The sequence below is a fragment of the Shewanella sp. SW32 genome, from assembly GCF_025653365.1.
GTDB lineage: Bacteria > Pseudomonadota > Gammaproteobacteria > Enterobacterales > Shewanellaceae > Shewanella > Shewanella oncorhynchi.
In genome coordinates this window covers 1-922 of record NZ_JAKKSJ010000095.1, presented here as the reverse complement: position 1 = coordinate 922, position 922 = coordinate 1, and the positions used below count along the sequence as shown (strand labels likewise).

The following is a 922-nucleotide window of genomic DNA, read 5'->3' as shown; positions in this document are numbered from 1 at the left end:
AACCTGAGATCGGTTTAACAAGCCATAACTGTAATAGCATTAAACTCTGCGTTAGTGAGGTTCAGTTGTGGCTTATTGTCTTTCAATTGATAGGCGATGAGTCCGGCAATCATATTTAGCATAAAACCATGCACGCTGCGGTGTCTAGAGTGTTCTATTTGAGAGATATTTTTTAACTGGTCGTTGATGGTTTCTATGATGAAACGTCTCGACAGCATCGCTCTATCCCACAACAACATTGCCTTCGCTTTCATATTCTTACGCACGTTCGTCACCAACTTCACGCCTTTATCCAGCAATTCACTGGACAGCGCTTTACTGATATACCCTTTATCTGCATAGAGTTTATTCATGTCACTGTGCACCATCTCATTCACCGGTTTTGTGTCATGTACATTTGCAGGCGTCACTTTGGCCGCCACGATTCCGCCTTGATGATTCACAATCAAATGCAGCTTAAAGCCATAAAACCACCCCATGGTGCCTTTACCTCTGCACGCCAGTCCCGCCAAGGTTTTATGGCGATGAATACGTAGGTTATGACACACTTTGATGCTGGTTGAATCAACAAATTCGATGCCAGTGGGGTCACTCTTGAGGCTGGCAAAGTAGCTGCAAAGCGGCACTAAAGTAGTGGGCATCACCTCAAGAAAGCGGGTATAGCTGAGTAAATTAGGAAAAGCAGATTTGTAGAAATGAGCCAGATAGCCGATGTAGAAGTTCTTGAAATCACGGTGGTGGGACATCTGAAAAAGTATGATGATGGTCATCACTTCGCTCATCGTCATACGGCCAGGGCGTTGACGCTTGCGTGTACCATCGGTTAACAGCGTTTTTTCCCATTCTGGAATGAAAACAGCGCAAAAATCATCGACATCGCAAAACACTTCCACTAATTTATGCATAGGCCCTCCGGTGTGAT

The 922-nt window shown here is 44.7% G+C and carries 1 protein-coding gene; it reads right to left on the bottom strand.

The window, feature by feature from the left end:
* Positions 1-14: 14 nt before the first annotated feature.
* A complete protein-coding gene (locus L5M28_RS23950; protein WP_263198721.1) occupies positions 15-905 on the bottom strand; it encodes an IS982 family transposase in 891 nt (296 codons plus the stop codon).
* Positions 906-922 lie beyond the last annotated feature (17 nt).

Excerpts from the sequence above, each read along its gene's own strand:
- L5M28_RS23950 (WP_263198721.1), bottom strand. The coding sequence starts at position 905 with ATGCATAAATTAGTGGAAGTGTTTTGCGATGTCGATGATTTTTGCGCT.